The 25,507-nt window shown below is 70.1% G+C and carries 26 protein-coding genes; 19 read left to right on the plus strand and 7 right to left on the minus strand.

The window, feature by feature from the left end; translation table 11 throughout:
• Positions 1-7: 7 nt before the first annotated feature.
• Entirely contained in the window at positions 8-760 is a 753-nt protein-coding gene (locus tag L3V18_RS11715; RefSeq protein WP_237055071.1) for a sulfite exporter TauE/SafE family protein, read from the minus strand.
• 166 nt (positions 761-926) lie between these two features.
• Here L3V18_RS11715 and L3V18_RS11720 point away from each other — a divergent pair, with 166 nt between their 5' ends.
• The 3 genes from L3V18_RS11720 to L3V18_RS11730 are packed head-to-tail and all read left to right on the plus strand — an operon-like array spanning position 927 to position 5,309.
• Positions 927-2,810: an assimilatory sulfite reductase (NADPH) flavoprotein subunit gene (locus tag L3V18_RS11720; protein WP_237055073.1), complete on the plus strand. Its 1,884-nt coding sequence runs from the start codon at positions 927-929 to the stop codon at positions 2,808-2,810.
• 1 nt (position 2,811) lies between these two features.
• Entirely contained in the window at positions 2,812-4,527 is a 1,716-nt protein-coding gene (gene cysI, locus L3V18_RS11725; RefSeq protein WP_237055075.1) for an assimilatory sulfite reductase (NADPH) hemoprotein subunit, read from the plus strand.
• Entirely contained in the window at positions 4,524-5,309 is a 786-nt protein-coding gene (locus L3V18_RS11730) for a phosphoadenylyl-sulfate reductase (protein WP_425493517.1), read from the plus strand. The genes cysI and L3V18_RS11730 overlap by 4 nt, the downstream gene beginning before the upstream one ends.
• 236 nt (positions 5,310-5,545) lie before the next feature.
• Here the strand turns inward: L3V18_RS11730 and L3V18_RS11735 are convergent, their stop codons facing one another.
• Positions 5,546-6,529 (minus strand): LysR family transcriptional regulator, encoded by a 984-nt coding sequence (locus L3V18_RS11735; RefSeq protein ID WP_237055077.1) that lies wholly within the window; start codon positions 6,527-6,529, stop codon positions 5,546-5,548.
• Between the two features lie 278 nt (positions 6,530-6,807).
• Here L3V18_RS11735 and cysG point away from each other — a divergent pair, with 278 nt between their 5' ends.
• The 7 genes from cysG (at position 6,808) to L3V18_RS11770 (ending at position 13,362) form a co-directional block, all read left to right on the plus strand.
• Entirely contained in the window at positions 6,808-8,259 is a 1,452-nt protein-coding gene (gene cysG / locus L3V18_RS11740; protein ID WP_237055079.1) for a siroheme synthase CysG, read from the plus strand.
• 89 nt (positions 8,260-8,348) lie between these two features.
• Positions 8,349-9,308: a cysteine synthase A gene (gene cysK / locus L3V18_RS11745; protein WP_237055081.1), complete on the plus strand. Its 960-nt coding sequence runs from the start codon at positions 8,349-8,351 to the stop codon at positions 9,306-9,308.
• A 313-nt stretch (positions 9,309-9,621) separates the two neighbouring features.
• Positions 9,622-10,689: an aminoglycoside phosphotransferase family protein gene (locus tag L3V18_RS11750; protein ID WP_237055083.1), complete on the plus strand. Its 1,068-nt coding sequence runs from the start codon at positions 9,622-9,624 to the stop codon at positions 10,687-10,689.
• On the plus strand, positions 10,686-11,420 hold the full coding sequence (gene murU, locus L3V18_RS11755) for an N-acetylmuramate alpha-1-phosphate uridylyltransferase MurU (RefSeq protein WP_237055085.1): 735 nt from the start codon (positions 10,686-10,688) through the stop codon (positions 11,418-11,420). Before L3V18_RS11750 ends, murU begins: the two co-directional genes overlap by 4 nt.
• 78 nt (positions 11,421-11,498) lie before the next feature.
• Positions 11,499-12,131, plus strand: a complete 633-nt coding sequence (locus L3V18_RS11760; RefSeq protein WP_237055087.1) for an RNA polymerase sigma factor — start codon at positions 11,499-11,501, stop codon at positions 12,129-12,131.
• Positions 12,132-12,139: 8 nt separating this feature from the next.
• On the plus strand, positions 12,140-12,538 hold the full coding sequence (locus L3V18_RS11765; protein ID WP_237055089.1) for a hypothetical protein: 399 nt from the start codon (positions 12,140-12,142) through the stop codon (positions 12,536-12,538).
• Positions 12,539-12,543: 5 nt separating this feature from the next.
• Complete coding sequence (locus L3V18_RS11770; RefSeq protein WP_237055091.1) at positions 12,544-13,362, plus strand: PDZ domain-containing protein; 819 nt, start codon at positions 12,544-12,546, stop codon at positions 13,360-13,362.
• A gap of 64 nt (positions 13,363-13,426) precedes the next feature.
• Here the strand turns inward: L3V18_RS11770 and hda are convergent, their stop codons facing one another.
• From hda to L3V18_RS11785, 3 genes are read right to left on the minus strand one after another with little or no spacing between them, the layout of a single operon-like run.
• Positions 13,427-14,134, minus strand: coding sequence for a DnaA regulatory inactivator Hda (gene hda, locus L3V18_RS11775; RefSeq protein ID WP_237055093.1), 708 nt, complete (start codon positions 14,132-14,134; stop codon positions 13,427-13,429).
• Positions 14,131-15,351 carry an AI-2E family transporter gene (locus tag L3V18_RS11780; protein ID WP_425493523.1) on the minus strand — a complete coding sequence of 407 codons (1,221 nt, stop codon included), beginning with the start codon at positions 15,349-15,351 and terminating at the stop codon, positions 14,131-14,133. The genes hda and L3V18_RS11780 overlap by 4 nt, the downstream gene beginning before the upstream one ends.
• An 8-nt stretch (positions 15,352-15,359) precedes the next feature.
• The gene (locus L3V18_RS11785; RefSeq protein ID WP_237055324.1) at positions 15,360-16,424 is read right to left on the minus strand and encodes a DUF2066 domain-containing protein; all 1,065 of its coding nucleotides are present in this window, start codon (positions 16,422-16,424) and stop codon (positions 15,360-15,362) included.
• Positions 16,425-16,717: 293 nt separating this feature from the next.
• Here L3V18_RS11785 and purM point away from each other — a divergent pair, with 293 nt between their 5' ends.
• The 4 genes from purM (at position 16,718) to L3V18_RS11805 (ending at position 20,149) form a co-directional block, all read left to right on the plus strand.
• Entirely contained in the window at positions 16,718-17,770 is a 1,053-nt protein-coding gene (gene purM / locus L3V18_RS11790; RefSeq protein ID WP_237055094.1) for a phosphoribosylformylglycinamidine cyclo-ligase, read from the plus strand.
• Positions 17,771-17,774: 4 nt separating this feature from the next.
• The gene (gene purN, locus L3V18_RS11795) at positions 17,775-18,431 is read left to right on the plus strand and encodes a phosphoribosylglycinamide formyltransferase (protein ID WP_237055096.1); all 657 of its coding nucleotides are present in this window, start codon (positions 17,775-17,777) and stop codon (positions 18,429-18,431) included.
• A 76-nt stretch (positions 18,432-18,507) separates the two neighbouring features.
• Positions 18,508-19,314: a DUF3108 domain-containing protein gene (locus tag L3V18_RS11800; RefSeq protein WP_237055098.1), complete on the plus strand. Its 807-nt coding sequence runs from the start codon at positions 18,508-18,510 to the stop codon at positions 19,312-19,314.
• A 127-nt stretch (positions 19,315-19,441) separates the two neighbouring features.
• The gene (locus L3V18_RS11805) at positions 19,442-20,149 is read left to right on the plus strand and encodes a DUF3108 domain-containing protein (RefSeq protein WP_237055100.1); all 708 of its coding nucleotides are present in this window, start codon (positions 19,442-19,444) and stop codon (positions 20,147-20,149) included.
• Between the two features lie 66 nt (positions 20,150-20,215).
• Here L3V18_RS11805 and murA read toward each other — a convergent pair whose 3' ends face one another.
• Together murA and L3V18_RS11815 are read right to left on the minus strand one after the other, a co-directional pair.
• Positions 20,216-21,472: a UDP-N-acetylglucosamine 1-carboxyvinyltransferase gene (murA, locus tag L3V18_RS11810; protein ID WP_237055102.1), complete on the minus strand. Its 1,257-nt coding sequence runs from the start codon at positions 21,470-21,472 to the stop codon at positions 20,216-20,218.
• Between the two features lie 25 nt (positions 21,473-21,497).
• Positions 21,498-21,728 carry a BolA family protein gene (locus L3V18_RS11815; RefSeq protein ID WP_111265722.1) on the minus strand — a complete coding sequence of 77 codons (231 nt, stop codon included), beginning with the start codon at positions 21,726-21,728 and terminating at the stop codon, positions 21,498-21,500.
• Positions 21,729-21,959: 231 nt separating this feature from the next.
• On the opposite strand from L3V18_RS11815, the gene L3V18_RS11820 reads away from it, so the two are divergent.
• The 5 genes from L3V18_RS11820 to lptB all read left to right on the plus strand — a co-directional run bounded on the left by L3V18_RS11820 (position 21,960) and on the right by lptB (position 25,431).
• Positions 21,960-22,973: a KpsF/GutQ family sugar-phosphate isomerase gene (locus tag L3V18_RS11820; RefSeq protein ID WP_237055104.1), complete on the plus strand. Its 1,014-nt coding sequence runs from the start codon at positions 21,960-21,962 to the stop codon at positions 22,971-22,973.
• Between the two features lie 83 nt (positions 22,974-23,056).
• Complete coding sequence (locus tag L3V18_RS11825) at positions 23,057-23,629, plus strand: KdsC family phosphatase (protein WP_237055106.1); 573 nt, start codon at positions 23,057-23,059, stop codon at positions 23,627-23,629.
• On the plus strand, positions 23,626-24,192 hold the full coding sequence (gene lptC, locus L3V18_RS11830; protein WP_237055108.1) for an LPS export ABC transporter periplasmic protein LptC: 567 nt from the start codon (positions 23,626-23,628) through the stop codon (positions 24,190-24,192). Before L3V18_RS11825 ends, lptC begins: the two co-directional genes overlap by 4 nt.
• Positions 24,173-24,712, plus strand: a complete 540-nt coding sequence (gene lptA / locus L3V18_RS11835; protein WP_237055110.1) for a lipopolysaccharide transport periplasmic protein LptA — start codon at positions 24,173-24,175, stop codon at positions 24,710-24,712. The genes lptC and lptA overlap by 20 nt, the downstream gene beginning before the upstream one ends.
• Positions 24,712-25,431, plus strand: a complete 720-nt coding sequence (lptB, locus tag L3V18_RS11840) for an LPS export ABC transporter ATP-binding protein (RefSeq protein WP_237055112.1) — start codon at positions 24,712-24,714, stop codon at positions 25,429-25,431. The genes lptA and lptB overlap by 1 nt, the downstream gene beginning before the upstream one ends.
• The last annotated feature ends 76 nt before the right edge of the window (positions 25,432-25,507 follow it).

The following is a 25,507-nucleotide window of genomic DNA, read 5'->3' on the forward strand; positions in this document are numbered from 1 at the left end:
TTCTGACCTATATCAGGCCGTGGTGCTTCAGAAGGGTCCGGACGCTCAGGCCGATCACCACCAGCCCGACCACGACCAGCATCGGCCGTGGATTGATCCGCCTGACGAGCCAGGCGCCGAATGGCGCGGCGATCACGCCTCCGATCGCCAGGCCGAGGATCACCTGCCAATGGCTGATGCCAAGGGTGAACAGGAACACCAGCGAGGCGGTCAGGGTGACGAAGAATTCGACTGCGTTCACGGTTCCGACGGTCAGCCTGAACGCACTGCCGCGGGCGAGCAGGTTGCTGGCGACGATCGGTCCCCAGCCGCCCCCGCCCATCGCGTCGATCAGCGCTCCGAAAAATCCCAGCGGACCGACATGGCGGGTGACCTCGCGCGACGGGAAGGCCCGGAACGCCTTGATCACGATGACCACGCCCATCAGCAGCAGGTAGACCGCGACCCAGGGCCGGATCGCTTCGCCGGAGATGCTGGCGAGCAGGTAGGCACCGGCGCCCGCGCCCAGCACGGCAGGCAGCAACAGCTTCCTGAACAGGCGCTTGTCGATGTTGCCGAATGCGTGGTGGGAGGCCGCCGACGCGCCGGTGGTGAAGCATTCGGCGGTGTGCACCGTCGCGCTGGCGACCGCCGGCGGCACCCCCAGCCCCAGCAGCAGGCTCGACGCCGTCACCCCGTAGGCCATGCCCAGCGCGCCATCGATCAACTGCGCGGCGACGCCGATGGCGATGTAGTGGAACAGCTCGGGAGCGATATCCATGGACACGGGCCTGGCGGCCGGAATGCGGCGACGCGGCAGTATCCGGAGGGGCATTCCATGCCGCAAGTTCAGGAACGGCATAACCGCATAACCAGCGATCCTTTCCGCCGGCGCGGATCGCTGCCTAGTCTCGATGCCACGAAACCGTGGTTCCGAGAACGTAGCGATGCCCGCCTCCCCCGCCCCCGCTCCGCTGACCGACGAGCAGTCCGGACTGTTGACCCGCCTGACCGACGGCCTCGACGGCGCTGGCCTGTGGTGGATATCCGGCTATGCCGCCGGACTGGCCCGCGCCCAGGCGCCAGCGGCACGGATGGCGACCTCTCTGGCCACCACGGCCGTCCTGCCGGCCGCCGACGCCACTCCCGCGTCGCCCCTGACGATCGTCTACGGCAGCCAGACCGGCAACGCCCGGCGCGTGGCCGAGAAGCTCGCCGCCCAGGCCGAGGCCGCGGGCGCGGTGGTGCGCCTGCTGCGCGCAGACGCCTACCCGACCCGCGAGCTGAAAGACGAGAAACAGCTCTACATCGTCATCAGCACCCAGGGCGAGGGCGATCCGCCGGACGATTCGATCGCGCTGGTCGAATTCATCCGCGGCCGCCGCGCGCCGAAGCTGCCCCAGCTCCGGTACGCCGTGCTCGGTCTCGGAGATTCCAGTTATCCGCAGTTCTGCGAAATGGGCCGGGTACTGGACGAGCGGCTGGCCGAACTCGGCGCCACCCGGCTGTTCGAACGCGGCGAGGCCGACCTCGATATCGACAGCGTCGCGACGCCGTGGCTGGAACGCGCGGTCGACGAAGCCCGGGCCATGGCCCGGGGCGCCGCGCCCGCACACAGCGCCACCGTCACTCCGCTGCGCCCTTTGCAAAGCGGGCCGGCGCATGACCGCGATCGGCCGTTCCAGGCGGAACTGCTGGCCTCGCATCCGCTGTCGGCGTCCAGCGGATTGCGCTCGCCGCGTGGCCGCGACGTGCGCCATTTCGAACTGTCGCTGGAAGGCTCCGGTCTGCACTACCAGCCCGGAGATGCGCTCGGCGTCTGGCCACGGAATCCGCCGGCGCTGATCGACGAGGTGCTCGCGACCCTGAAGCTCGATGGCGACACCGCGGTGGCTGCCTCCGGCGAGGAGCGTCCGCTGCGTGATTGGCTGGACGGCCGGCGCGAGCTGACGCGGTTGTCGCGACCGTTCCTGGCCGCGCATGCCGAACGCTGCGGCGACGCCGGGCTGCAGGCCATGCTGCAGCCCGATCGCCGCGCGGACCTGGCCCGGCTGTTCGACGAACTGCAGGTGATCGACCTGCTGCGGCGCCACCCCGCCGGCTGGGACGCGGCCGGCCTGGTCGCCGCGCTGCGGCCGATGGCGCCGCGGCTGTACTCGATCGCCTCCAGCCAGAAGCACGTGGGCGACGAGGTGCACCTGACCGTGGCCCATGTCGAGTACGACTTCGATGGACGCACCCGCTGGGGCACCGCGTCGAATTTCCTCGCCCGCGCCGGCGAAGGGGCGCGCCTGCCGGTCTACATCGAACCCAACGAGCGCTTCCGGCTGCCGGCCGACCCGGACCGCGACATCATCATGGTCGGTCCGGGCACCGGCGTCGCACCGTTCCGCGCCTTCGTCCAGGAGCGCACCGAGACGGCAGCGGGCGGGCGCAACTGGCTGTTCTTCGGCAACCCGCATTTCCGTACCGATTTCCTGTACCAGCTCGAGTGGCAGCGCGCGATCCGCGATGGTCGGCTGCATCGCCTCGACCTCGCGTTCTCGCGCGACAAAGAGAAAAGTCCGCACGTGGATGCGCAGGGCGTTGCAGGGGACTCGCATCGAAAAATCTACGTCCAGCGACGCCTCCGCGAACAAGGCCGCGCGATCTACGACTGGCTGGAGAACGGCGCGCACTTCTACGTCTGCGGCGCGATCGCGATGGGCAAGGACGTGCACGCGGCCCTGCTCGACGTGATCGCCACGCATGGGGGCCAGTCACGCGAGGACGCCGAGGATTACCTGGGCAGGCTCCAGCAACAGGGCCGCTACGCCCGGGATGTCTACTGAGATGAGCACTCATTCCGTCGAGGACATCAAGCGCGCCAGCGCCGGCCTGCGCGGCAGCCTGCTGGAAAGCCTGGCCGATCCGCTGACCGGTTCGCTGCGCGAGGACGACCAGACCCTGATCAAGTACCACGGCAGCTACCAGCAGGACGACCGCGACGTACGCGAGGCACGCCGTGTGGCGAAGCTGGAGCCGGCCTACAGCTTCATGATCCGCACGCGCACTCCCGGCGGCGTGGTCACGCCCGCGCAATGGCTGAAGCTCGACGAAATCGCCACCACCTATGCCGAACGCGGCCTGCGCATCACCACGCGCCAGGCGTTCCAGTTCCATGGCGTGATCAAGACCGAGCTGAAGGCGACGATGAAGGCGATCAACGCCGCCCTGGTCGACACCCTTGCCGCGTGCGGCGATGTCAATCGCAACATCGCGGTATCGGCGAACCCGCGGCAGTCGGCGGCCCATGCGGCGGTCTACGCGCACGCCGCCGAAGTCTCCGCACACCTGCTGCCGAACACCCGTGCCTACTACGAGATCTGGCTCGACGAGGAACAGGTGGCCGGCAGCCCGGAGGTCGGCGAGCCGATCTACGGCGAGACCTACCTGCCGCGCAAGTTCAAGATCGGGTTCGCGATTCCGCCCTACAACGACGTCGACGTGTTCGCCCAGGACCTGGGCTTCATTGCCGTCATCGAGCACGGCCCGGCGGGGGACGCGCAGATCGCCGGCTACAACGTCGTCGTCGGCGGCGGCATGGGCGCCACCCACGGCGACGCGGAGACCTACCCGCGGCTGGGCAACGTGATCGGCTTCATTCCCGTCGACGCGCTCAAGGTCGTGGCGACGGCCGTGGTCACCACGCAGCGCGACTGGGGCAATCGCGAAATGCGCAAGCGCGCGCGGCTGAAATACACGATCGACGACCGTGGCCTGGACGCGTTCAAGGCCGAGGTCGAGAAGCGCGCGGAGATCGTGTTCGAGCCGGCACGACCATGGACGTTCGAGCACAACAACGACCGCTTCGGCTGGATCGAGGGCGAGGACGGGCGCTGGCACCTGACCCTGGCCCTGCCCGCGGGCCGAATCGTCGACGGCGATGGCGTCCGCCATCTCAGCGGACTGCGCGAGATTGCCCGCATTCTCGATGCCGCCGACGAAGGCGTCGAGTTCCGGATGACCGCGAACCAGAACCTGGTCATCGCCGGGGTGCCGGTCTCGCGGAAGCAGGCGATCGACGCCCTGGTCGCGGTGTACGCGCTCGACGCCCACCGCAATGCGAGCCCACTGCGCCGCGATGCGATCGCCTGCGTCGCGCTGCCGACCTGCGGCCTGGCGATGGCGGAGGCCGAACGCTACCTGCCCGCACTCACCGCCAGCGTGGATGAGCTGCTCAGGAAGCACGGACTCGGGGACGCTGCGATCAACCTGCGCATCAGTGGCTGCCCCAACGGCTGCTCGCGTCCGTACCTCGGCGAGATCGCCCTGGTCGGCAAGGCACCCGGCCGCTACAACCTGATGCTCGGCGCCGACCACCGCGGCCAGCGGCTCAACACGCTGCATCGCGAGAACATCGACGAGGCCGCGATCCTCGCCGAGCTCGACGTCCTGTTCGCACGCTATGCCGGCGAGCGCCGGGGCGACGAAGGCTTCGGCGATTTCCTCGTGCGAAGCGCCGTCGTCAGCCATACACACCCCTCGCATTACGAGGTGACCCCATGAGCATGCTCCCGAGCGGCAGGCCTCCCGTCGGCGCGCCGCCTGATCCGATCACCGCCGCCGAGTCGCCGAAAGCGCTTGCCGAGCTCAACCGCTGGCTGGCCCATCGCAGCGCCGAGGAACGCGTCGCCTGGGCACTCGAGAACACCGCCGGCGAGCATGCGCTGTCGTCGAGCTTCGGCGCCCAGGCCGCGGTGTCGCTGCACCTGGTGACCCGCCAGGCTCCCGGCATCCCGGTGATCCTGGTCGACACCGGCTACCTGTTCCCCGAGACCTACCGCTTCATCGACGGCCTCAGCGAGCGCCTCGACCTCAACCTCCATGTCTACCGACCGCAGGTCAGCAACGCCTGGGCCGAAGCGCGGCTGGGCCGGTTGTGGGAGAAGGGCGTGGAAGGCATCGATCGCTACAACCGCATCCACAAGGTGGAACCGATGCAGCGCGCGCTCGACGAGCTTGGGGTGCGTACCTGGATCGCGGGTCTGCGTCGCAGCCAGTCCGACAGCCGCGCGAACATCGACTTCCTCGAACTGCGCAACGGCCGCTGGAAGTTGCACCCACTGGCCGACTGGAGCGACCGCGACGTCTGGCAGTACCTCAACCAGCACGACCTGCCCTACCACCCGCTGTGGCACCAGGGCTATGTGTCGATCGGCGACGTCCACACGACCCGCCGGCTGGAGCCGGGCATGCGCGAGGAGGACACCCGTTTCTTCGGCCTGAAGCGCGAGTGCGGCCTGCATTTCGACGTCGAGGACGACATGCCGTCCGACCAGGCGGCCTGATCGTCCGCCGTAGCCGTATCCGCAAAACGACTTCGGTCGCGGATCACGCGGATGGACATGGACCGGAATCCATGTCGAGCGGCTTGTCCATACTCATCCGCCTGATCCGCGGCCCGCCCTTGATTTCGCTCCCGGGAACTGTCCACGCAGGAGCGGCGCAAGCCGCGATCGGGCGCTGCAAGCGAAGCTTCATCGCCGCCCACGCCGCTCCTGCGTAGACCCGCTCCGCGGCCCGCCTACAGCGTCAGCGTCTGGGTCAGCTCGATCCAGCCCGGCGGCAGCGGCCAGTCGGCCTCGGCATTGCCTTCGAGCACGCGCCGCACGTCGTGGCGGTCGACCTGTGGCGCGATCGCGTGTATCAGTTCCAGCGCATAGTCGCGCGAGACCCGCGAGCGCGGCAGCACCGCCCATGCGATGCACTCGGGAATCGCCGCTGGCGCCGGCAGCACGACCAGATCTTCCTCCTGAGTGCCCAGCGCCATCTCCGCCAGCAGGCCGACGCCCATGCCGGCGCGCACATAGGTCTTGATCAGGTCCGCATCGCGGGCGGTCATCGCCATCTGCGGCTCGACCCCCTCGCCGGCGAACGCGCGGCGCAACGACGACTCCGGACGGATCGACGACTCGTAGCTGACCAGCGGATACCGCGACAGTTCGATCAGGGTCGGTGCGCGGCCGATGCCGGCCAGCGGGTGCGTTCGGGGCACGATCACCTTCCGCTGCCAGCGGAACAACGGCACCGCGAGGCCTCCGTCGGGCACCTGGCCGGCGGTGCTGAGCACCGCCAGATCGGCGGCGCCATGCGCGAGCTGTTCGAGCACTTCGCCGTCGGCGACCGGCTCCAGGTGCACGCTGATGCGCGGCCATGCGCGCCTGATGCTCGCGATCGCCCCCGGCAGCACGTGACGGGCCTGCGTATGGGTGGTGGCCAGCACCAGCCGGCCGACGTGTTCGCCGCGCTCGTTGGCGGCGTAGGCGCGGATGTTCGCGGCCTCCTCGAGGATCCGGCGCGCGTGCGCGATCACCCGTTCGCCGGCCGGCGCCACCGCCTCCAGGCTGCGGCCGCGGCGCATGAACAACTGGAAGCCCAGTTCTTCCTCCAGTTGTTTGAGCTGCTTCGACAATCCCGGCTGGGTCGCGTGCACGCGCTCGGCAGCCAGGGTGATGTTGAGGCCGGCGTCGACGATGGCAACGAGGTAACGCAGCTGGGTCAGGGTCATCGCGGATCGGTCCGGTGATGCCGGCAGGGATGCCGGCTGCCGGCCCCAACGCATTCATGCGAGGCAGCGATGCGATGCGGACCGGAAAGTGGCGACACGGCTCGGCGGCGCGGCCGCCGAGGGTGCTGCCGGAAAGCTAGCCCATGCACCATGGCGCGTCCAGCGCCGCCGCGCCATCCCTTATGACCGCTCGGCATGGCTGCCGGGCGATTGCTCATTTCCCCTTGCAGTGCCGCGGCTCTAGCGTCTGCAGTCCGAACCGCATCAAGCGCTGTCGCATGTCCGCCTCGCCCGCCCTGTTCCCGCTGTTCCTCGACCTCCGGGGCCGCCGTGTCCTGGTGGTCGGCGGCGGCTCGGTCGCCCGTCGCAAGATCGAGGCGCTGCGCGATGCAGGTGCCCGCGTCGTCGTCGGCGCGCCCGCACTGGAGCCGGCGATCGCGCGCCTGGTCGATGACGGCGATATCGAGCGCCTTGTCGGGCGTTTCGATCCGAACTGGCTCAACGACACATGGCTGGTCGTCGCCGCCACCGACAGCACGATCATCAATCGCGCCGTCGCCACCGCCGCAGAGGCGCGGCGGGTCTGGGCCAATGTCGTCGACGACGCCGAACTGTCGAGCGTGCAGGTGCCGTCGCGGGTCGAACGCGGCCGCCTGCAGGTCGCGATCTCGAGCGGCGGCGGCGCGCCGATGCTGGCCCGGCACCTGCGCGAAAAGTTCGAAGCCCAACTGGACGAATCCCTCGGCGAACTGGCCGGGCTGCTGGCCGATCAACGCCGGCGCATCCGCAGGCGTTGGCCGGATATCGGCGCGCGGCGCGCGTTCTTCGAGCGCCTGCTGTCCGGCCCCGTACCGGGCCTGCTGCGTCGCGGCGACGCCGATGGCGCGCGCGCGGAATTCGAACGGACGCTCGAGCAGGATGCGACACCGCATCCCCGGGGCAGCGTCGCCCTGGTCGGGGCAGGTCCCGGCGATCCGGGCCTGCTGACCCTGCGCGGCCTGCGCGCGCTCAACGAGGCCGACGTGATCCTCCACGACCGCCTGGTCAGCCGCGAGGTACTGGCGCTGGCGCGTCGCGATGCCGAGCTGATCGAGGTCGGCAAGCAGGTCGGCGGCGATCATCACGCCACCCAGGCGCGCATCCATGCGCTGCTGGTAGAACACGCCCGGGCCGGCAGGCGGGTGGTGCGCCTGAAGGGCGGCGATCCGTTCGTGTTCGGCCGCGGCGGCGAGGAGCTGGAGATCCTGCATGCGCACGGCATCGACTTCGAGGTCGTACCGGGCGTCACCGCGGCGATCGCCTGCGCCGCCTATGCCGGCGTGCCGCTGACCCATCGCGAACATGCCCAGTCGGTGCGTTTCCTGACCGCGCTCGGCCGCGACGGCGACGACCCGGTCGACTGGCCCGCACTGGCGCAGGAGCGGCAGACCCTCGCGTTCTACATGGGCGTGTCCGGGCTGGAGCGTATCCGCGACAACCTGGTCGCCCATGGCCGCGCTGCCGACACCCCGTTCGCGCTGATCGAAAACGGGACCCGTGCGCAGCAGCGTGTGGTCGCCGGCACCCTTTCGCAACTGCCCGAGGCCGCCGCCGCGCATGCGGTGAAGGCCCCGGCGCTGTTGATTCTGGGTGAAGTCGCGGCCGCGGCGACGGCTCTACACTGGTTCGGGCCCCGCCCGCTACGCCTGGAAGATGCGCCCGGTTCGCGGACGGTCCCGCAGGCCGCATGAGCGCAGACACGGCCCGCCCACCGTGGCCGACGAGGGCACCGGACCGCGTCCCTCTTCACGTCATCCCCATCCCGACACCGGAGTCCCCCATGGCCCTGTACGACAGCATCCTCGACACCGTCGGCGGCACGCCGATCGTCAAGCTGCACCGCATCGCGCCCACGCACGTGAACCTCTACGCCAAGGTCGAGTCGTTCAATCCCGGCGGCTCGGTCAAGGACCGGCTGGCGCTCGCGATCATTCTCGACGCCGAGCAGAAGGGCCTGCTCAAGCCCGGCCAGACCGTGGTCGAAGCGACCAGCGGCAATACCGGCATCGCACTGGCGATGGTGTGCGCGGCGCGCGGCTACCCGTTCGTCGCGGTGATGACCGAGACCTTCTCGGTCGAGCGTCGCAAGCTGATGCGCGCGTACGGCGCGAAGGTGATCCTGACCCCGGCCGCCGAGCGCGGCACCGGCATGGTGCGCAAGGCGAAGGAGCTGGCCGACAAACATGGCTGGTTCCTCGCGCGGCAGTTCGAGAACGAGGCGAACCCGGCCTATCACCGCCAGACCACCGGACCGGAAATCCTGCGCGACTTCGCCGGCCGGCGGCTCGACTACTTCGTCAGCGGCTGGGGCACGGGCGGCACCATCACCGGCGCCGGCGAGGTGCTGAAGCTGGCCCGCCCGGACATCAGGGTGATCGCCAGCGAGCCGGCCGGCGCCGCGCTGCTCTCGGGCAAGGAGTGGCAGCCGCACAAGATCCAGGGCTGGACGCCGGACTTCCTGCCGGACGTGCTCAGCCGTACGATCGCCGACGAGATCCTGCCGATCGACGACGTACTGGCCCGCGACACCGCGCGTCGGCTGGCCGTGGAGGAAGGCCTGTTCGTCGGCATCTCCGCCGGTGCGACCATGGCCGCCGCACTGCAGGTCGCCGCAAAGGCGCCGGAAGGCGCAGTGATCCTGGCGATGCTGCCCGACACCGGCGAGCGTTACCTGTCGACCTTCCTGTTCGAAGGCGTCGCCGAAGGTTCCGACGACGACTGGCTGGCCGCGCAGGGCTGACCCCGTAGGAGCGGTGCAAGCCGCGATCCCGGGGCTGCGCCCGGGAATCCCAAGGCTTGCTGCGCAAATCCTGGGGCCCTGCCGTTGCGCTTCCACTCCCCATTCGCGCTATGCGCGAGTCGTCCTTCTGACGCAGGGAGCCGGGTCACACCCCTCTTGAGCGTAGGAGCGGCGTAAGCCGCGATCAGGCTTGCATTGGAAAGCCCCGTCGCGGCTTACGCCGCTCCTGCGGCATCTCGCACCTGTCCGCCGGGCCCGGCATCGGCGGCCTGGCGTTTATGCTGTGCGCTTCGGAACGACCTGAAGTCCCTGCATGACCGCCGATACCGACGCACGCGCCCGCGACCGCCTGGCCTGGGTCCGTGCCGCCACCGGACAACCCGGCCTGGAACTCGAGCGCGCGTCCTTCGACGCCGGCCATCGCAGCTATTGGCGAACCCGCGGAACGGCCCCGGACCGGATCCTGATGGATGCGCCGCCGGGCCTGGAGGACGTCCACCCCTGGTTGCGCATCCATGCCCTGCTCGAACGCGGCGGAGTCCGCGTACCGGCGATCATTGCCGGTGACGAGACGGCCGGCTTCCTGCTGCTGGAGGATCTCGGCGGACCGACCCTCGCCCAGACCATCGACGAGAACAGCGCCGACGCCCACTTCGATGCCGCGATCGGGCAGTTGCTGCGGTTGCAACGGATCACACCGCCGGTCGACCTGCCGGCGTTCGGCGAAGCACTGTTGCAGCGCGACGCAGGATTGTTCGAGGAGTGGTTCCTGCATCGCCACCTCGGAATAACGCTGGACTGCGCCGGCGCCGAGCGGCTGGAGCTCGCCCAGCGGCGGCTGATGGACAACGTGCTCGCGCAGCCCAGGGTGCTGACCCACCGCGACTACATGCCGCGCAACCTCATGCCTGCCAAGAGCGGGCCGGTCGCGGACGGACCGGCAGTGCTGGACTTCCAGGATTGCGTGACCGGACCGATCGCCTACGATCCGGTCAGCCTGTTCAAGGATGCGTTCATCAGCTGGCCGCTGACGCGGGTGGACGGTTGGCTGGCGCGCTATCACGCCCGCGCGCTCGACGCGGGCCTGCCGGTGCCGCCGCTGGAACGCTTCCTGCGCGATGCCGACTGGCTCGGCGTGCAACGCCACCTGAAGATCCTCGGCATCTTCGCCCGCCTGCATCATCGCGACGGCAAGCCCCGCTATCTCGTCGACGCACCGCGTTTCCTCGGCTATCTCGACGAAGTCCTGCCGCGGCATCCGCAGTTGCGACCGCTGCACGAGTTGCTCGACGGCGTCGTGCGCCCCGCGTTCGAGCGCTTGCAGCGAGGAGACGCAGCGCGATCCGCCGGTCCGCAATCGCCCCGCGGCGGCGACGCATGAAGGCGCTGATCTTCGCCGCCGGCCTCGGCGAACGGATGCGTCCGCTGACCGACCACACGCCCAAGCCATTGCTGCGCGCCGGCGGCCGGCCGCTGATCGTCTGGCATCTCGAGAAGCTCGCCGCCTGCGGCGTGCGCGAGGTCGTGATCAACACCAGCTGGCTGGCCGCACAGTTCCCGCAGGCGCTCGGCGACGGTTCGCGCTGGAACCTGAGGCTGCGCTGCGCATACGAAGGAACGACGCCACTGGAAACCGGCGGCGGCATGCTGCATGCGCTTCCGTTTCTCGCCGACGCATCCGGCTCCGACGAAGCCTTCCTCCTGGTCAACGGCGACATCTGGACCGATTACGACTTCGCCCGCCTGCCCCGGGAACCGGACGGCCTCGCGCACCTGGTGATGGTCGATCGGCCGGCGCATGCGACCCATGGCGATTTCGCGCTGGACGCCGACGGCCTGGTGCGCGCCGATGGCCAGCAGCGCCTGACCTATGCCGGCCTGGGCGTCTACCGACCGCAGCTGCTCGACGGCTGGGAGACGGTGATCGGCGACTGCGAACAGGTCGACGGCAAGCCCCGGTTCCGCCTCGCTCCGATCCTGAAGGCCCATATGGACGCCGGACGGATCAGCGGCGAACACCACCGCGGTGCCTGGACCGACGTCGGGACGCCACAACGGCTGGCCGAACTCGATGCACGACTGGCCGCCATCGCACCGCCCCCGGCGACCTGAGCGGCATCACGCCGCCGATGCGGCGGATATGCGACGGTTCGGGCGGCTCAGCCGTACAGATCCATCATGGATCAGGCCGTGACCCACCTCGTGGACGAACCCGAACTGCTACGCAAGGCACGCTGGGGCAATCGCCAGGCGTTCGCCGAACTGTACGCCCGCCACGCCGGTGCCGTGCACGCGCTGGCGCTGCGGCTGACCGCCGACCCGGCCGCGGCCGAGGACCTGACCCACGACGCCTTCGTCAAGATGCTGCGGTTCATCGGCAGCGTCCGCAGCGACCGCCCGGTACGACCTTGGCTGAAGAAGGTCGTTGCCAACGCGGCGATCGACCGGCTGCGCCACGAGCACCGCCACCTGTACGCGGATACCGGCGACGAGGGTCCGGACAGTGAACTCTGGGCCGGTCCCGCGACCGACCCGGCCGCGCACGTGGAAGCGGCGGCGATGCTGCAACGGCTGAGCCCGCAGGCCCGTACCCTTGTGTGGCTGCACGAGGTCGAGGGCTGGTCCCACACCGAACTGGCCGAGCGCTTCGGCCGCACCCCGAGCTGGTCGAAATCGCTGCTCTCGCGCGCCCTGCTGCGGTTGCGCGGCAGTCTCGACGCCGCCGCCGATGCTCCACCGACGGAACACGCCTCGGAGGACGCCCGGGAGCCGGCCCCGGAACCAGAGTCGACCGAACCCACGCAGCGCCGTATTGTCCGATGAACATGCCGATGAACGACTACGATTCCCAGCTTCGCCGCCATCTGCGCGCCCTTCCCGACCCCGGGCTGCCGGACCGTCTGCGCGACCGCGTCATCGCCTCGCATGGACGCCGGCGACGGGTGATCCACGGCGCGACCGGCGTCGCGGCGGCAGTTGTGGCGGTGGCGTTGCTGCGCCCCGCGCTGCCTCTGCAGGATACCGCCCCCGAAACCGCAACGGTGCAGGCGCCGGTTGCGCCGCCGGCGCTGCATGTCGACGAGGCCGTCGCCCGCCTGCGGGCGATCGACCGCGCCCTGCAGGCCGCCTACGAGCGCGGCGCCAGCGACGACGAGGTCGCGCCGCTGTGGCGCGCGCGCGAAATGCTGCTCCCGTCATCGGGCCGTCGCCCCGACTCCAACCCCTCGTGATGTCCATGCCGCTGCGTTTCCGACTCCTGCCGAGCATCGCCCTGCTGGCCCTTCTGCCCACCCTGCCGGTCGCGGCGGAGCCGCCGGCACGCGGCCTGCTGCCGACCGCGGCGCTGGCACTGTCCCCGTCGGCCCTCGCCGCGGCAATGGCCAGCGGAGGCAATGCGCTCGACGCGGTGATCGACGTCCGCCGCGCGCATGCGGACGGACTGATGGTGCTGGCGGTCACTCCCGGCGGCACCGGCGACCGGATCGGCCTGCGTGTCGGCGATCGCATCCTCGAGGTAAACGGCCGCCCGCTCACCGACACGCTGGAACCTTCCAGGGTGATGGCCGAAGCGATGACGGTGCAGCGCCCGCTGGAACTGCGGGTATCGCGCGACGGCCGCGCCTTGACGCTGACCGGCACCGCCGCGACGGCCGATTCCGACCCGGCGCCGGAAGGTTGCGGCTACGTCACCACCCGCGGCACCCTGCCGCACGTCAGCGACCGCCTGTATCCGGTCGAGATCATCGACATCGATGGCGGCGGCCGGCCCATCGACGCCAATCGGCACCGGCTGCCGGCCGGCCTGCATGTGGTGATCGTCAGCGAACGCATCGAGGACATCCGCTTCGATCCGGTACAGCGGACCCAGCGCTCGCGCATGCTCTCCCGGCTCGGCGCGCGTGCGGGCAAGGCACTGGTCATCGAGGTACGGCCGGACACCCGCTACCGGCTGGGGGCGCGCTTCCTCGACCGCGATCTCGGCAGCCGCACGATCAGCGAGAACGCCTACTGGGAGCCGCTGGTCTGGCAGGAAGTCGAAGACCCTTGCCGCTGACGTCCAGGCAGGCAATCGGCGGGGCAACGGGAAACCTGCCCGGGACCGCCGGCGACGACAGGCGCTAGTCGCGACCGAGGCTGTCGCCGAGCGCCTGGCGCAGGAAAGGCACCGTCAGCCGGCGCTGCGCAGCCAGCGAGGCACGGTCGAGCCGGTCGAGCAGTGCGGTCAGGCCGGTCAGGTCGCGACCGGCGCGCCTGAGCAGCCAGTCGAGCGCGGCCGCCTCCAGCACCAGCCCGCGCCGCTGCGCACGCTGCGACAGCACCGCGCGGCGGCCGTCGTCGTCGAGCGGCTCCAGCACGACCCGCGCGCATTGCGACAACCGCGAGCGCAGGTCCGGCAGGATCAGCGCCAGTTCGGCCGGGTTGCCGCTGCCCGCATAGAGCAGGCAGGCCCCCGACGCGCGGGCACGGTTGTGCGCGTCGAACAGCGCGATCTCGTCGTCGCGCCGTCCCGCGATCGCCTCCAGCCCGTCCAGCGCGACCAGGTCGTTGCCTTCCAGCGCCTGCAGCGCATCGCCGAGCCGCCCCGCGGCCGCCTGCAGCGGCAGGTAGGCCACCCGACGTCCCGCCGCCTCCGCGGCCGCGCAGGTCGCCAGCATCAGGTGGGTCTTGCCGACGCCAGCCGGCCCTGCCAGGTACAGCCAGTCGCCGCCGCCATGGGCGGCGATCGCCTGCAACTGCGCCAGTACGCCCTCCGGGGCGCCGACGTAGGTCTCGAATCGCTGGTCCGGCGGGTAGCGCAGTGCCAACGGCAGCTGCGGACCGGTCACCCCCGCCCCTGCCCTTCGTCTTCGTCGGCGGCTGCCGGGTCCTGCGCCTCCAGTTCGCTGGCAGGCACGCCCGGATCGTCGACGCTGGCGGCGACGACCGGCACCGTTGCGGGCGCGGTCGCGCCCGTGTCCGCCTGCGCGCCGGCGTACAACCGGCTATGGGTGTAGCGTTCCTGCGCATAGCGAAGCAGCACGTTGGCGACCGCAGCCACCGGCAACGCGATCAGCATGCCGAGGAAGCCGAACAACTGGCCGCCGGCCATGATCGCGAAGATCACCGCCATCGGGTGGAGGCCGATCCGGTCGCCGACGATCCGCGGGGTCAGCACGTAACCTTCGAGCATCTGGCCGACCACGAACACACCGGCGACCATCAGCACCAGGGTGAAATCGCCGTCGGGCTGGATGAACGCAGCAATCAGGCCCAGCACCACCCCGGTCGCGGTGCCCAGATAGGGCACGAAGCTGATCAGGCCGGCGACGATGCCGATCAGCAGGCCGACCTTCAGGCCGACCACGCTCAGCCCGATCGCGTAGATCGCGCCGAGCGCCAGCATCACCAGGATCTGGCCGCGCAGGAACGCCGACAGCACGTCGTTGGATTCGCGCGCAAGCCGCCCGACGGTGTCGATCCGGTCGCGCGGAATCAGCGCGGCGACACGCTCGACCAGCTTGTCCCAGTCACGCAGGAAGTAGAACGTCAGGATCGGCAGCAGCACGATGTTGGCCACCCATGCGACCACCGCCATGCCGGAGCGCGACACATAGCCGAAGAAGGTCGCCGCGACCCCGCCGGCCTCCTGCCAGTGGCTGCGCACCAGCTGGATCAGCGCCTGCGGATCCAGCCAGCCGGTCAGCTCCATGCCGGTACGCGCCTCGATCCACGGCAGCGCGGTCTCCATCACCCAGGCCTGCGCCTTCGGCATCAGCTCCAGCACGGTCATGATCTGGCGCTCGATCATCGGCACCAGGATCAGCAGCGCGAGCGCCAGCAGCAGCGCCATCAGGGTGAACACCAGGGTCACCGCGACGTTGCGCGAGCGTCCGGAACGTTCGAGACGGTCGACCAGCGGATCGCCCAGCCAGCCCAGCAGCGCCCCCAGCACGAACGGGGTCAGGATCGGCCCCAGCGCCCACAGCAGCCACAGCAGCGCCAGCACCAGCGCACCCCACTGCAGGCGCTTCAGGAAGCGGGCGATTTCGTCGAACGATTCCATCGACTGCATCAGCGCACCAGGTACACGCTGGGCGCGGGAGACTCGGCTTCGGTCTCCTCGCCGCCGTCGACCACCGGTCCCGGCGGCGTCGGCGCCTCAGCATCCAGCGCCACCAGTACGTCGCCGTCTTCGGCCATCCGCTTCAGGCCGGGCAGCCCCGTCAGCAGCTCCAGTTCCAGCACCATGCCGTCGGCGTCGGCCCGCAGCGGCCGGATCGCACGCACCACCGCCAGCTTCTGCAGATAGCCGGACAGGCGCATGTAGTCCTCGCTGCTGTCGATGCCGCGGAAAGTGACCGCGTAGCTGCCGGCCGGACCGACCGCGGTCCGCTTCGCGTAACGCTTGGTCAAGGCGTCGGCGGCGCCGTCGGCACCGGTGGCCATGACCATGCGGGCGTCCGCTCCGCTTTCCGACCAGCGTGCCAGCACCCGGCCGCGGTCGACGAAGACCCAGTCCGCGGCCCAGCCGCCGTTGCGGCGGTACAGCTTGCCGATCAGCTGCATCGGCGGGCTGTAGCGCTGCGACGCGCGGGCCACGGCGGCCGTGTCACCGCGCCAGATCGCGCCGACCACCGCCTGCTCGGCGGCGCTGCCGCCCGGCAGACCGAGGCGGTAGCCGCGCTGGAGCGCGCGGTCCAGCACCGAGCGCGCGGCGTTGGCCTTCGACAGGCCGACCAGGCGCGGTCCGCTGCCGTCGTCGATCGCCAGCCACAACACCGGCTTGGGGCGCGGCGCCGGCCACACCGGAATGCCCAGGGTCGAGGCCAGCGCGTCGACGCCGTCCTCGTCGTAACGGGCCACCAGCACGGTCTTGTAGGTCGGCGCACCGCTGGAAGAGATGCCCTCGTCCTGACGGTAGTCGTAGCCGGTCACGAATTCCTCGGCGCGTCGCAGCTCCTGGCCGACGCCCGGACGCGACGCCGCCGCGCTGTCGCCGGACAGCTTTCCGAGCACCTGCGCCAGTCCGCGCGCGAATGCCGATCTGCGCTCGGCCTCGCCCTGGCCGCGGACCACCACCTCGGCCGTATAGATGTCATCGGCCTGGACACGGTCGCCCTCGACGCGCTGCGCCATTGCCGGGGCCGCCAGCGACAGGAGAAGCAGTAGCAGGGTCAGGGCCGGTCCGTAGGCCGGTCCGGTCGCGGCCCTGATCGCGGGAAAGGCCGTACGCAGTGCGCCAGTCATGCAGGTTTCGCCGTCCGGATTGCTGTCGGAATCCCCGGAATGGTGCCGCAGCCGGGCCGGCACGTCCATCGACGGCGGCCGTCCGGTCGCGTCGATGGCCGTCTTCACGGGGATCCGCGCACGCGACCGCAGCGCGTGCGGCTGCTAAAATCCACACCCTTGCCGCCTTCCGCGACCGTGCCGTGACCCCCACTCCCCTGACCTACCGCGACGCCGGCGTCGACATCGACGCGGGCAACGAACTCGTCGAGCGCATCAAACCCCTGGTCAAGCGCAGCTTCCGGCCCGAGGTGATGGGCGGTCTCGGCGGCTTCGGCGCGCTGTTCGACCTGTCGAACAAGTACCGGGAGCCGGTGCTGGTGTCCGGCACCGATGGCGTCGGCACGAAGCTGAAACTGGCCCAGCAGCTCGGCCGCCACGACACCATCGGCATCGACCTGGTCGCGATGTGCGTGAACGACGTGCTCGTGCAGGGTGCCGAACCGCTGTTCTTCCTCGACTATTTCGCGACCGGCAAGCTCGACATCGACACCGCCGCGGCGGTGGTCGGCGGCATCGCCCGCGGCTGCGAGGAGTCCGGCTGTGCGCTGATCGGCGGAGAAACCGCCGAAATGCCGGACATGTACCCGCCCGGCGAGTACGACCTGGCCGGTTTCTGCGTCGCCGCGGTCGAGAAGTCGAAGCTGCTTGACGGCAGCGGCACCCGTGACGGCGACCTGCTGATCGGCATCGCCTCGTCCGGCCCGCACTCCAACGGCTACTCGCTGATCCGCAGGATCTACGAGCGCGCCGGCAGCCCGGCCGACCATCCGCTCGCCGACGGCCGCAGGCTCGCCGATGCGCTGATGGCACCGACCCGGCTGTACGTGAAGCCGGTACTGGAGCTGCTGTCGAAGCACGGCGGCGGCGCGGACGCCACGATCCACGGCATGGCGCACATCACCGGCGGCGGCCTGACCGAGAACATCATCCGGGTGATCCCGGGGGGCCTGGGTCTCGACATCGACGCGTCCAGCTGGACGCTGCCTCCCGTGTTCGAGTGGCTGCAGCGCGAGGGTGCGGTCCCGACCGAGGAAATGTGGCGGACCTTCAACTGCGGCATCGGGTTCGTGCTGGTGGTCGCGCCCTCCGACGCGGAGGCGGTCGAGGCCGACCTGGCCCGACTGGAGCTGCCGAGCTGGCGCATCGGACAGGTGATCCCGGCCAGCGGCGACTCCCGCGTCAAGATCGGCTGAACGGATGCGCCGGATCGCGGTGCTCGCCTCGGGGCGGGGCAGCAACCTGCAGGCGCTGATCGACGCGATCGCCGGCGGCGATCTGGCCGCGGAGGTGGTCGGCGTGTTCTCCGACCGTTCCCGCGCCGGTGCTGTGGAACGGGCACGCGCCGCGGGGATCCCCGCGGTTTCGCTGCGCCCGCGCGATTTCGACACCCGCGCGGCCTTCGATGAAGCACTGTTCAGCCGGGTCGACGACGTTCAGCCCGACCTCATCGTCTGTGCGGGATACATGCGGCTGCTCAGCGCAGACGTGGTCGAGGCACGAGAAGGCCGCATGATCAACATCCATCCATCGCTGCTGCCGGCCTTCAAGGGCCTGCATACCCACCAGCTGGCGCTGGACGCCGGGGCGACCGAGCACGGCGCGAGCGTGCATTTCGTTACCGCCGAGCTGGATGGCGGACCGGTGATCGCCCAGGCCCGGGTGCCGGTGCTGCCGGACGACGACGTGGAGCGCCTGTCGGCCCGGGTGCTCGCCCGCGAGCATCCGCTGCTGCTGGCGACCGTCGGCGCCCTGGTGGAGGGCCGGGTGCGGCTGGTGGACGGACAGGTCTGCGATCACGGCCGGCCGCTGGCCGCACCGCTGCAACTTGGCGATGACGACCGCCTGCTAGGCTGATCGTCCGCCCGGACCGGCCCGTGTTGTCGCCACCCTGCCGCAAGCCGTTCCCATCCTTTCCCCGGACCACTGCCGCATGCCACGTTTTTCCGCCCGTTTCGCCGTCACGATGCTTGCCGTCGCGCTGACCGCCGTCACGGCGACGGCTCGGACCGCCGAGCCGGTCATGACCGATGCAGCGCCGGCAGCGGCGTCGACGCTGGCGATCGAACCGGCTCCGGCGCTCGAACCCTTCATCGCCCGCTATCAGGTCCTGAACGGCGGACACGCACTCGGCGAGGCGACCCTTCAGGTGGTCGAGCTGGGCGCGCCGCGCTGGCGCGTCGACCTGACCATGGGAGGGCGCGGCCTGTTCAAGCTCGCCGGCATCAATGCCGAGCAGAGCACCGTGTTCGAGGACACCGCCAGCGGCTTCCTGCCGCTGAGCCAGGCGACCGTGCGCAAGACCCTGTTCACCCGCAAGCGCAGTACCGGCAGCTACGATTGGAGGACCAGGCAGGCGCGCTGGACCGGCGACATCAAGGACTGGCGCCAGCGCCCGGTCCCGTTGCAGCCGGGCGACATGAGCGGGCTGCTGATCAACCTGGCGGTGATCCGCGACGCCGAGCCCGGCAAGACCCTGCACTACCGCTATGTCGACAACGGCCGTGCCCGCCCCCATGCGTACCAGGTCGCCGGGGAACTGGAAGGCGTGGCCGTCGGCGAGCTCAGCTACAACGCGATGCGGGTCACCCGGCTGCCGATCGACGACGGCACTCCCGACAACGAGGAGACCGTGATCTGGGTGGTCAAGGGCGTACCGACGCCGGTGCGGATGCTGCAGCGCGAGGACGGCGAGGACACCTACGACCTGCGCCTGGTCGATTACGGGACCGCCGAGTGAGGTACTGCATGCCATCGACGGCGTATCCGCCGAACCCGGGCCGGAGCGCCGGCCACCACCGCGACGATACCGGGACCATGACCGCCCGATTTCCCCGCCAACGGGAGTGCTATAGATGAAAGCCGAAATGAAACCAGCGCCGAACCCGCGCAAGCGATTCAAGCCGATCGCGGCGATCGCCCTGACCGCCACCCTGGCCGCGGCCACGCTGCTGCCGGCGCATGCGATCGAGCCGTTCACCGCCGATTACAAGGCCAACTTCATGGGCATGGAAGCGAATGGCCAGATGACCCTCGCGCGCGAGGACCGGGGGCGCTGGCGCTACAGCCTCAACGTGCGCAATGCGTTGGCCGACCTCAGCCAGGTCACCGTGTTCGAGGTCAAGGACGGCCAGTGGCGCCCGCTGAGCAGCAACGACACCAACAAGGTGCTGGTCAAGCGCTCGCGCAAGAGCGCGACCTACGACTGGGCCCGCGGCGAGGCGCGCTGGAGCGGCGACGTGAAACCCGACCGCGCCGGGCCGATCGCGCTGCGGCCGGGCGACATGGACGCACTGCTGATCAACCTCGCGATCGTGCGCGATCTCGCCGCCGGCAGGCCGTTGAACTACCGGATGGTCGACGACGGCCGCATCAAGGAGCTCGAATACACCACCGCCGGCCAGGAGAGCATCGACATCGGCGGCGAGGCCCGCACCGCGACCAAGGTGGTCAGCGACGACGGCCGCCGCCAGACCACCGCCTGGGTGGTCGAGGGCATTCCGGTACCGGCGCGCATCGTCCAGCGCAACAAGAACGGCGATTCGCTGGAACTGACGATCCAGGCGCTGCACTGACGCCGGCGCGGCATCGGCTCCGTTGGTCCGGCGCCACGGCGCCGGCTGCCGGCCCCGTCCGCGGGATCAGCTGATCCTGCGGATGCAGGCTCCCAGGCCCGACAGCTTCTCCTCGATGTTCTCGTAGCCGCGGTCGAGGTGGTAGATGCGGTCGATCGTGGTCTCGCCCTCGGCCACCAGGCCGGCGAGTATCAGTGAGGCCGAAGCGCGCAGATCGGTCGCCATCACCGGTGCTCCGCTGAGCCGCTCGGCCCCCCGCACGACCGCGGTGTGGCCGTCGACGCGGATGTCGGCGCCGAGCCGCAGCAGCTCGTTCACGTGCATGAAACGGTTCTCGAAGATCGTCTCGTTGATCACGCCCACGCCGTCGGCGATGCAGTTCAACGCCATGAACTGCGCCTGCATGTCGGTCGGGAACCCCGGGTGCGGCGCGGTGGTGATGTTGACCGCGCGCGGGCGTTCCCCACCCATGTCCAGGCTGATGCGGTCGCCGTCGACCTCGATTTCCGCGCCGGTCTGGCGCAGCTTGTCGAGCACCGCGTCGAGCGTGTCCGGACGCGTACGGCGCGCGACGATGCGGCCGCCGGTCATCGCCGCGGCGACCAGGAAGGTGCCGGTCTCGATCCGGTCCGGCACCACCGCATGGCGGCCACCGTGCAGGCATTCGACGCCCTCGACCACGATCCGGTTGCTGCCGGCGCCCTCGATCCGCGCGCCGAGCGCCTTAAGGCATTCGGCCAGGTCGACGATTTCCGGCTCCATCGCCGCGTTCTCGAGCACGCTGGTGCCCTCGGCCAGGGTCGCGGCCATCAGCACGTTCTCGGTGGCGCCGACGCTGACCATGTCGAACACGCAGCGCGCGCCCTTCAGACGCTCGGCGCGGGCCTTGATGAAGCCGTTCTCGACCGTGATCTCGGCGCCCAGCGCCTGCAGGCCCTTGATGTGCTGATCGACCGGACGCGAGCCGATCGCACAGCCGCCGGGCAGCGACACTTCCGCATGACCGTAACGCGCCAGCAGCGGTCCTAGCACCAGCACCGAGGCGCGCATCGTCTTGACCAGTTCGTACGACGCGACCTGGCTGTGCACCGTGGCCGGATCGACGGTGATGCCGTACTGCTCGTCGATGGTGATGCCGGCGCCGAGCTCGCCCAGCAGCTTCACCGTGGTGACGACGTCGTGCAAATGCGGAACGTTGCTGATCTCGACCGGCCCGTCGGCCAGAAGCGTCGCGCAGAGGATGGGCAGCACCGCGTTCTTGGCGCCGGATATCTGCACTTCGCCAGTGAGCGGCCGGCCGCCCTGGACAACGATTTTCTGCATGGGGGTTCCAGGTGCGGGAGGCCGCTCAGGCGGCCTCTTCGGGGGTCAGGGTCTTCAACGACAGGGCATGGATCTCGCCCCCCATGCGCTCGCCGAGGGTCGCGTAGACCAGGCGATGACGGGCCAGCGGCAGCTTGCCGCGGAACGCCTCGCAGACGACGGTGGCCTCGAAATGCACGCCGTCGTCGCCGCGCACGTCGGCGCGGGCACCGGGCAGGCCCTGTTCGATCAATGACTGGATGGTGGCGGGGGTCACGTCGGGAATCCTTGCAGATGCGGATGGAACGGAAGCTGGATGGGGCGGCTCCGGGAACGCCGACGCCCTGGCGGCGGGAAGCGCCACCGACGATGCGTCGTCCGGGTGTCGCGCGGTCCAGGCAGGCAGGGGCCGACGGGCAAACGCGCCGCGAACCGCCTAGAATCGACGGATTAGCCTAGCCCAAACCCTCCCCGCCATAAATCCCGGTCGCGCACCGGATCGTCATCGATGACCGCCATTCCTTCCACCGCGAGTCCCATTGCCTCCGTCACCGATGATGGCCTGGCCGCCTGCGGGCGCCGCGTGTTCGAAATCGAGGGCCAGGCGCTGGCCGCGGTCGGCGCCCGCGTCGGCGCCGGTTTCGCCGCCGCCTGCCGGCTGATGCTGGACACGTCCGGCCGCGTGGTCTGCACCGGCATGGGCAAGTCCGGCCATGTCGCACGGAAGATCGCCGCGACCCTGGCCTCGACCGGCACCCCGGCATTCTTCGTCCATCCCGGCGAGGCCGGCCACGGCGATCTGGGCATGGTCACCGACGCCGACGTGGTGCTGGCGCTGTCCAATTCCGGCGAAAGCGACGAGGTGCTGATGCTGCTGCCGGTGCTGCGGCGCCAGGGCAATCCGCTGATCGCGATGACCGGCCGCCCGGACTCGACCCTCGCCCGTGAGGCCGATGTACACCTCGACGTCACCGTGCCCGCCGAGGCGTGCCCGCTCGACCTGGCGCCGACGTCCAGCACCACCGCGGCACTGGCGATGGGCGATGCGCTGGCGGTCGCGCTGCTGGAAGCGCGCGGCTTCACCGCCGACGACTTCGCCCGTTCGCATCCGGCCGGCTCGCTCGGACGTCGCCTGCTGCTGCACATCACCGACGTGATGCATGCCGGCGACGACGTGCCGCGGATCGACGCCGACGCGACGGTCAGCCAGGCACTGGTCGAGATCAGCCGCAAGCGCCTGGGCATGACCGCGATCGTCGACGACGCCGGCCGGCTGCTCGGGCTCTACACCGACGGCGACCTGCGCCGCAGCCTCGACGATGCCGCGGTCGACCTGCGCTCGACCCGGATCGGCGAGGTGATGACCCGCGACCCCAAGACCATCGGTGCCGACGCGCTCGCGGTCGAGGCGGCGCGACTGATGGAAACGCACAAGATCAGCGGCCTGCTGGTCGTCGACGACGACCGGCGCGTCGTCGGCGCCCTCAACATTCACGACCTGTTGCGGGCGCGGGTGGTGTAAAGACCCGCGTAGGCAGGAGACGGGCCAACCGGTGTACCGGCCTCCATCCCCGCTCCTTTCCCCCCCCATTCCAGACCTGCTCCATGCCCTACAGCCACCTCAACGACTACCCCGCCGACATCCGCGAACGCGCCGCGCGCATCCGCCTGGCCTGCTTCGATGTCGACGGTACGCTGACCGATGGGCTGGTGGGCTTCGACAGCGAGGGCGGCGAGTACAAGTTCTTCCACATCCACGACGGCATGGGCCTGGTGATGCTGCGCAAATCCGGCATCGCGGTCGCGTTCGTGACCGCCCGTGCCGGCGCGGCGGCCGAACGGCGTGCCGAGGAGCTGGGCGTGGAAGCCCATACCGGGGTCAAGGACAAGCTGGCCTGCGTACAGGCGATCGCCGACCGCCTGGGCCTCGGCATGGACGAGGTGTCCTTCATGGGCGACGACCTGCCGGACCTCAGGGTGATGACCCGGGTCGGCCTTTCCGCCGCACCTGCCAATGCGCACATCTGGACCCGCGAGCGCGTCCGCTGGCGCACGCGGGCGGCCGGTGGCCATGGCGCGGTCCGCGAGTTCTGCGACCTGTTGCTGGCCGCGCAGGGTCATGCCGAGGCGCTGCTGTCCGACATCACCGGCGCCGCCAGCGACGGGACCCGGGCATGAACTGGCGCGGCCTGGTCACGCTGGTCCTGCTCGCCGGCGCCCTGGCCAGCGGCTGGGCGCTGTGGAACCAGCGCAGCCGCGAGCTCGCACCGGCGACCGGCACCGAAACGCCCGACTACATCCTCAACGACTTCGAGCTGATCGCGCTCGACGACCGGGGCCAAGAGTCGTTCACCCTGAGCGCCCCGAGGCTGGCACGCGACCCGAATGCCAGGACCCTCGACATCGAGACTCCGCTGTTCCTGATTCCACCGGCCGGCGACAGTGGAGGCAGCGCCTGGGAAGTGCGCTCGACGACCGCCTGGGTCAGCGAGGGCGGCGACGAGATCCGCCTGCGCGGCAAGGTCCAGGCAGACAGCAAGGACGCCGCCGGCAGGCCTGTGACGATGCGAACCGAGCAGCTGAACGTGTTCCCCGAGGACAGGCGGGCGACCTCGCCGGTTAAAGTGACGCTCACCCAGCCCGGGCTCATAATGAACGGCCGCGGGCTCGAGGCCGACCTCGAGCGCAACCGGATCACCCTCAAGGACACCCGATCCCGATATGAGAACACCGAACGCTAGCCGTACCGCGCTGATGCTGGCTGCGCTGTTGCTGGTCGCGCTTCCGGCCGGCGTGCTGGCGCGCTCGTCGGACCGGACCAAGCCGATGCTGATCGATGCCGACAACGTCGTGCACGCGCTCGACGAGAGCCAGCCGACCGTGCTCAGCGGAAACGTCGTCATCACCCAGGGCACGCTCGACATCCGCTCGGCGCGGGCCGACGTCAGCATCCGCAACAACGAGCCGACCCAGGTCGTGCTGACCGGCAACCCGGCCAGGCTGAAGCAGGAGATGGACGACGGCAGCCCGTTCTCGGCCGATGCCAGCCGGATCGTCTACGACCTGACCACCGATACCGTCACCCTGACCGGCAACGTCACCGTGAACCAGCGCGGCAACACGATGAACGGCCCGCGCGTGGTCTACAACATGAAGACCGGGCGCGTGCAGGCGACCCGCAACGGCACCGACAGCGGCCGGGTCAGCATGCGCATCGAGCCGAAGAACCCGGCGCCGGCCGACCAGCCGGAGAGCGACTGATGCTGGTCGCCGAGGGCCTGCGCAAGGCCTACCGTTCGCGCGAGGTGGTCAAGGATTTCGGCCTGACCCTCGATGCCGGCGAAGTGGTCGGCCTGCTCGGTCCCAACGGCGCCGGCAAGACCACCTGCTTCTACATGATCGTCGGGCTGATCCCGGCCGATGCCGGCCGGATCGAGCTCGACGGCAAGAACATCACCTCCGAGCCGATGTACGCGCGCGCCAAGTACGGGGTCGGCTACCTGCCGCAGGAACCGTCGGTGTTCCGCAAGCTCAACGTCGCCGACAACATCAGGCTGGTGCTGGAGCTGCGCGAGGACCTGGACAAGGCCGGCCGCGAGCGCGAGCTGGCCAGCCTGATGGACGAACTGCAGGTCACCCATGTCGCCGACCAGCTCGGCGCCAGCCTGTCCGGCGGCGAACGCCGGCGCGTCGAGATCGCCCGCGCCCTGGCGGCGCAGCCGCGGCTGATCCTGCTCGACGAGCCGTTCGCCGGCGTCGATCCGATTTCGGTCGGCGAGATCCAGCGAATCGTGCGCCACCTCAAGAATCGCGGCATCGGCGTGCTGATCACCGACCACAACGTGCGCGAAACCTTGGGAATCTGCGACCGCGCGTATATCCTCAACGACGGTGGCGTGCTCGCGCAGGGGGCTCCGGACACGCTGCTGGCGAATCCGGACGTGCGCCGCGTGTACCTGGGGGAAACCTTCCGTCTTTGACGCGGAGCCCCGGTTGCGGGTGGCTCCACGCCCTGGCATGACCGCAGGTGTCGCGCGCAGGCGCGTCATCCCGCGG

The organism is Marilutibacter chinensis, assembly GCF_021725675.1.
Classification (GTDB): domain Bacteria; phylum Pseudomonadota; class Gammaproteobacteria; order Xanthomonadales; family Xanthomonadaceae; genus Marilutibacter; species Marilutibacter chinensis.

Excerpts from the sequence above, each read along its gene's own strand:
- L3V18_RS11715 (WP_237055071.1), bottom strand. The coding sequence starts at position 760 with ATGGATATCGCTCCCGAGCTGTTCCACTACATCGCCATCGGCGTCGCC.
- L3V18_RS11720 (WP_237055073.1), top strand. The coding sequence starts at position 927 with ATGCCCGCCTCCCCCGCCCCCGCTCCGCTGACCGACGAGCAGTCCGGA.
- cysI (WP_237055075.1), top strand. The coding sequence starts at position 2,812 with ATGAGCACTCATTCCGTCGAGGACATCAAGCGCGCCAGCGCCGGCCTG.
- L3V18_RS11730 (WP_425493517.1), top strand. The coding sequence starts at position 4,524 with ATGAGCATGCTCCCGAGCGGCAGGCCTCCCGTCGGCGCGCCGCCTGAT.
- L3V18_RS11735 (WP_237055077.1), bottom strand. The coding sequence starts at position 6,529 with ATGACCCTGACCCAGCTGCGTTACCTCGTTGCCATCGTCGACGCCGGC.
- cysG (WP_237055079.1), top strand. The coding sequence starts at position 6,808 with ATGTCCGCCTCGCCCGCCCTGTTCCCGCTGTTCCTCGACCTCCGGGGC.
- cysK (WP_237055081.1), top strand. The coding sequence starts at position 8,349 with ATGGCCCTGTACGACAGCATCCTCGACACCGTCGGCGGCACGCCGATC.
- L3V18_RS11750 (WP_237055083.1), top strand. The coding sequence starts at position 9,622 with ATGACCGCCGATACCGACGCACGCGCCCGCGACCGCCTGGCCTGGGTC.
- murU (WP_237055085.1), top strand. The coding sequence starts at position 10,686 with ATGAAGGCGCTGATCTTCGCCGCCGGCCTCGGCGAACGGATGCGTCCG.
- L3V18_RS11765 (WP_237055089.1), top strand. The coding sequence starts at position 12,140 with ATGAACGACTACGATTCCCAGCTTCGCCGCCATCTGCGCGCCCTTCCC.
- L3V18_RS11770 (WP_237055091.1), top strand. The coding sequence starts at position 12,544 with ATGCCGCTGCGTTTCCGACTCCTGCCGAGCATCGCCCTGCTGGCCCTT.
- L3V18_RS11780 (WP_425493523.1), bottom strand. The coding sequence starts at position 15,351 with ATGGAATCGTTCGACGAAATCGCCCGCTTCCTGAAGCGCCTGCAGTGG.
- L3V18_RS11785 (WP_237055324.1), bottom strand. The coding sequence starts at position 16,424 with ATGGCGCAGCGCGTCGAGGGCGACCGTGTCCAGGCCGATGACATCTAT.
- purN (WP_237055096.1), top strand. The coding sequence starts at position 17,775 with ATGCGCCGGATCGCGGTGCTCGCCTCGGGGCGGGGCAGCAACCTGCAG.
- L3V18_RS11800 (WP_237055098.1), top strand. The coding sequence starts at position 18,508 with ATGCCACGTTTTTCCGCCCGTTTCGCCGTCACGATGCTTGCCGTCGCG.
- L3V18_RS11805 (WP_237055100.1), top strand. The coding sequence starts at position 19,442 with ATGAAACCAGCGCCGAACCCGCGCAAGCGATTCAAGCCGATCGCGGCG.
- murA (WP_237055102.1), bottom strand. The coding sequence starts at position 21,472 with ATGCAGAAAATCGTTGTCCAGGGCGGCCGGCCGCTCACTGGCGAAGTG.
- L3V18_RS11820 (WP_237055104.1), top strand. The coding sequence starts at position 21,960 with ATGACCGCCATTCCTTCCACCGCGAGTCCCATTGCCTCCGTCACCGAT.
- L3V18_RS11825 (WP_237055106.1), top strand. The coding sequence starts at position 23,057 with ATGCCCTACAGCCACCTCAACGACTACCCCGCCGACATCCGCGAACGC.
- lptC (WP_237055108.1), top strand. The coding sequence starts at position 23,626 with ATGAACTGGCGCGGCCTGGTCACGCTGGTCCTGCTCGCCGGCGCCCTG.
- lptA (WP_237055110.1), top strand. The coding sequence starts at position 24,173 with ATGAGAACACCGAACGCTAGCCGTACCGCGCTGATGCTGGCTGCGCTG.
- lptB (WP_237055112.1), top strand. The coding sequence starts at position 24,712 with ATGCTGGTCGCCGAGGGCCTGCGCAAGGCCTACCGTTCGCGCGAGGTG.